This window comes from Streptomyces africanus (genome assembly GCF_002150735.1).
In the GTDB taxonomy this organism is placed as follows: Bacteria; Actinomycetota; Actinomycetes; order Streptomycetales; family Streptomycetaceae; genus Streptomyces; species Streptomyces africanus.
In genome coordinates this window covers 1-4,641 of the sequence record NZ_MUKA01000345.1, presented here as the reverse complement: position 1 = coordinate 4,641, position 4,641 = coordinate 1, and the positions used below count along the sequence as shown (strand labels likewise).

Below are 4,641 nucleotides of genomic sequence, written 5' to 3'. Positions count from 1 at the left end.
GGGCGCAGACGGCACCCCGCACCGCCGGGCTGCGCACCCACCCCGCCCAGCCGGCTGCAGCCCTACAGCTCCGCCGGCACAGACCCCTTCAGACTCTCCAGATCGAACACCTCGGCCATGCGCGCAAACCCCGCGTCACTGGGATGCAGATGATCCCCCGAGTCGTACTCGGCCCGCAGCCGCCGCGGATCGTAAGGATCACGCAGCCCCTTGTCGAAGTCGACTACCGCGTCGAACACCCGCCCCGCCCGGATCTCCGCGTTGATCTGCTGCCGCACGGCTTCCCGGGCCTCCGAGTACCCCCGGTGCCCGCCGAACGGCATCAGCGTCGCCCCCACGACCTTCAGCCCCCGCGCATGCGCCTGCCCGACCATCGTGCGCAGCCCGCCGAGCACCGCGTTCGGATCCGCGAGCCGCGGATTGCGCAGGATGTCGTTGACCCCGAGGTCGATGACGACGACCTTGGCGTTCGTCCGCTCCAGCACGTCCCGCGCGAAGCGGTTCAGCCCGCTGGGGTTGTCCGCCGGCCGGCCCAGCCCGTCCGTGAGGACCCGGTTCCCGCTGATGCCCTGGTTGACGACGCTGTAGCGGGGCAGGTCCCGCCCGGCGGCGATCTCCGCGCGTAGCCTGTCGGACAGGACGTCGGTCCACCTGTTGTTGGCACCGGCGGTGGAGGTGATCCCGTCGGTGATCGAGTCGCCGAGGACGACGACCGTCCCGTCGGACTCGTTGCTCAGCACGTCCAGCGCGGTCAGGTAACGCCAGTACATGCTCTGCTCGGTGTACGGCGCGCCCGTCGCGTCAGCGGTGTGGTCGCCCTGGGCGACGTAGGAGATCTGCCGGGCGTGCCGGTGGTACGTCACCGAGCCGGAGCTGGTCGGCGTGTACGTGGTGATCAGGACGTCCGCGTCGCGCGGGATGACGATGCGCACGGCGTCGCTCATCACCTGCCGGCCGGGCGGGATGACGACCGCCGGCCCGCCGTTGAAGGTCAGCTGCCGCAGGGTGTCAGAGAGCGCGGCGGCCGTGCCGCTGCCGGCGGCGACGGCGATCGAGGCGCGCGTGATGCTCAGCGGCGACTGGCCGTAGAGATTGGACAGCGTCACGCGGGCACTCGTACCGCCGACGCTGGTGTGGACGACGTTGCGCACCGAACGGTCCGCCATGCCGGTCGTCTCCGTGCCCGGCTCGGCCGCGGCCGGAGAAGCGGACCAGGTGCCGACCCAGGTGCCGGTGGAGGCGGGGGCGGCGGAGTTGTTCGGGAGGCGGCCGTCGGCGAGAGCGTTGCGCGCCGGCGTACCTCTGTCGGACGCCACCCCGACGTATATGGCGGTGGAAAGGGCCACGATCGCTGCGACAACGACGGCCAATAGGGCGTAACCACGACCCCGGGTCATGCTGTGTAGTTCTCCTCGGGCGATGGGAGCCCAAGGCTCCGATCTGATATGCCCATGATGCGTCATGGGCCGGGGGAAGCTCACACGGACCCCGTGGCATTACCCCCCTGCTGACAGACGCCGGGAACTCCTGATCCGTTCCAGGAGTCGGTCAGGAAGGGACAATGTGTGCGGGATCACCAAGCGGGTGGAGCGGATGGAACGGACGAAAGCAGAAGAAAAGGGCGGCGTCGGAGGGCAGCATGCCCGCCCCGGCGTCGCCACGAACCGTGCGATGGCCACCTTCAGCCCTGCGGACGAGGAGAAGCAGCGCGGCGTACGCCGCATGAAACTCACCGCCACCGGGCTCCTGCTGTTCGTGGCCGTGGTCTACATCCTCGCCAAGTGGGCCCAGAACTCCGGCGCGGGCCCCTGGGCGAGCTATGTCGCCGCGGCCTCCGAGGCGGGCATGGTCGGCGCGCTCGCCGACTGGTTCGCCGTCACCGCACTCTTCCGTCACCCCCTCGGCATCCCCATCCCGCACACCGCGATCATCCCCACCAAGAAGGACCAGCTCGGCGTCACCCTCGGCGAGTTCGTCGGGGAGAACTTCCTCTCCGAGGACGTCGTACGGCAGCGGCTGCGCGCCGTCGGCATCGGCAGCCGCCTCGGCGCCTGGCTCGCCGTCCCCGAACACGCCGACCGGGTCACGGCGGAGCTGTCCACGGCCCTGCGCGGCGCCCTGACGGTCCTGCGAGACTCCGACGTCCAGGCCGTCGTCGGCGAGGCGATCACCCGGCGCGCCAACGCCCAGGAGATCGGGCCCGGCATCGGCAAGATGCTGGAGAAGATCGTCGCCGACGGCGGCCACAAACGGGTCGTCGACCTCGTCGTCACCCGCGCGCACGACTGGCTGGTGCTGCACCGCGAGGAGGTCATGGACGCCGTGGAGGGCGGCGCCCCCGGCTGGACGCCGAGGTTCGTCGACCGCAAGGTCGGCGAGCGCGTCTACAAGGAACTCCTGCGCTTCGCCACGGAGATGCGCGACATGCCCGCCCACCCCGCGCGCGGCGCCCTCGACCGCTTCCTCACCGACTTCGCCTCCGACCTCCAGTCCGACACCGACACCCGCGCCCGGGTCGAGCGACTCAAGGGCGAGGTGCTGGGCCGCGGCGAGGTCCAGGACCTCATCGCCAGCGCCTGGACGGCCGTACGGTCCATGATCGTCGCGGCGGCGGAGGACGAGCGCAGCGAACTGCGGCTGCGCGTACGGGCCTCCCTGCTGTCGCTCGGCTCCCGGATGGCGGGCGAGCGCAAGGTGCAGGACAAGGTCGACCAGTGGGTGGAGGACGCGGCCGTCTACGTCGTCACCACCTACCGCAAGGAGATCACCTCCCTGATCACGGACACGGTGGCGGGCTGGGACGCCGAGCACACCACGCGGAAGATCGAGGCGAACATCGGCCGCGACCTGCAGTTCATCCGGATCAACGGCACGGTGGTCGGCTCGCTCGCCGGCCTGCTGATCTACACGGTGTCGCACGCACTGGGAGCGTGAGCGGCCGGGAGGTGACGCGCGGGTGGTCCGAGGTGCCAGGGCGTAAGCAAGTCCGCTCAGGGCACTCGATCCGGGTTCTTCTCGATGAGGAGGGAGCCCATGACCACCGCACAGGCCGGGACCGGCCGAACCGTGACCACCGACATCCCCGCCCGCCTCGACCGCCTCCCGTGGTCGCGCTGGCACTGGACGATCGTTTTCGGACTCGGCACCGTGTGGATCCTCGACGGTCTCGAGGTCACCGTCGTCGGCAACATCGCCAGCCGCCTGTCGGAACCCGGCAGCGGCCTGCCCATCACCTCCGGCGAGGTCACCGGCATGGCGGCCGCCCTGTACGTGGCGGGAGCCTGCTCCGGCGCGCTCTTCTGGGGCCGGCTGACCGACAAGTGGGGCCGTAAAAAACTCTTCATGATCACGCTGGCGGTCTACCTCGCCGCCACCGCCCTGACCGCGATCGCCTTCGACACCTGGTGGTTCTTCCTCTTCCGCTTCCTCACCGGCTTCGGCATCGGCGGCGAGTACGCGGCCATCAACTCCGCGATCGACGAACTGATCCCCAAGGAGTACCGCGGCCGCGTCGACCTGATGATCAACGGCAGCTTCTGGCTGGGCGCGGTCGGCGGCTCCCTCCTGTCGATCGTCGCGCTGGACACGGACATCTTCGCGGCGAACGTCGGCTGGCGCCTCACGTTCGCACTCGGCGCGGTCCTGGCCCTGGTGATCCTGCTGGTCCGCCGGCACGTCCCGGAGAGCCCCCGCTGGCTGCTGATCCACGGCCGCGACGACGAAGCGGAACGCATCGTCTCCTCGATCGAGCGGAAGGTCACGCAGGAGAACGGCGAACCGCTGCCGCGCGCGGAGGGCGAGATCACCATCCACCAGCGCCGCAGCGTCTCCTTCCTGGAGATCGGCCGCACGGTCTTCTCCGACTACCGCCGCCGCGCCATCCTCGGCTTCTCCCTCTTCATCGGCCAGGCGTTCCTCTACAACGCCATCACCTTCGGCTTCGGCGCGATCCTGACGACGTTCTTCGACGTCCCGAGCGGCAGCACCGGCTACTACTTCGCGGTCATCGCGCTCGGCAACTTCTGCGGCCCGCTGCTCCTGGGCAAGCTCTTCGACACGGTCGGCCGCCGCGTGATGATCTCCGGCACGTACCTGCTGTCCGGCCTGCTCCTCTTCGGCACGGCCTGGCTCTTCGACCAGGGCTCGCTCAGCGCGACCACGCTGACCGCCTGCTGGTGCGCGGTGCTGTTCTTCGCCTCGGCGGGCGCGTCCAGCGCCTACCTGACGGTCTCCGAGGTCTTCCCGATGGAGACCCGCGCCATGTCCATCGCCTTCTTCTACGCCATCGGCACGGCAGCCGGCGGCATCAGCGGCCCGCTCCTCTTCGCCGACCTCACCGGCACGGGCAAGGTCGGCGACACGGTCCTCGCCTTCCAGATCGGCGCGACCCTGATGTGCCTGGCAGGCCTGGTGGCAGCGCTCCTCGCGGTCCACGCGGAACGCCGTTCCCTGGAGGACATCGCCACACCACTGACGGCGGCGGAGGGCAAGACGGACAGCGACCCCACCTCTGCCTCCGACTCGACGGGGTCGAGGACGGCGACGGCGCAGGGCCGCACCTAGCTGCGGGCAGTCGTGCCGCTTGGGGCGGCACGGGTGGGCGCAGCGGCACCCCGCTCCGCCGGGTTGCGGACCCACCCG

General features: G+C 70.3%; 3 protein-coding genes. 2 read left to right on the top strand and 1 reads right to left on the bottom strand.

Translation table 11 applies throughout. The features are described 5' to 3' along the window. Positions 1 to 62 precede the first annotated feature (62 nt). The gene (locus tag CCL05_RS34960; RefSeq protein ID WP_086564667.1) at positions 63 to 1,397 is read right to left on the bottom strand and encodes an SGNH/GDSL hydrolase family protein; all 1,335 of its coding nucleotides are present in this window, start codon (positions 1,395 to 1,397) and stop codon (positions 63 to 65) included. Positions 1,398 to 1,593: 196 nt separating this feature from the next. On the opposite strand from CCL05_RS34960, the gene CCL05_RS34955 reads away from it, so the two are divergent. Next, on the top strand, positions 1,594 to 2,934 hold the full coding sequence (locus CCL05_RS34955) for a DUF445 domain-containing protein (RefSeq protein WP_425275966.1): 1,341 nt from the start codon (positions 1,594 to 1,596) through the stop codon (positions 2,932 to 2,934). A 99-nt stretch (positions 2,935 to 3,033) separates the two neighbouring features. Then, positions 3,034 to 4,563: an MFS transporter gene (locus tag CCL05_RS34950; protein ID WP_086564665.1), complete on the top strand. Its 1,530-nt coding sequence runs from the start codon at positions 3,034 to 3,036 to the stop codon at positions 4,561 to 4,563. Positions 4,564 to 4,641: the final 78 nt, after the last annotated feature.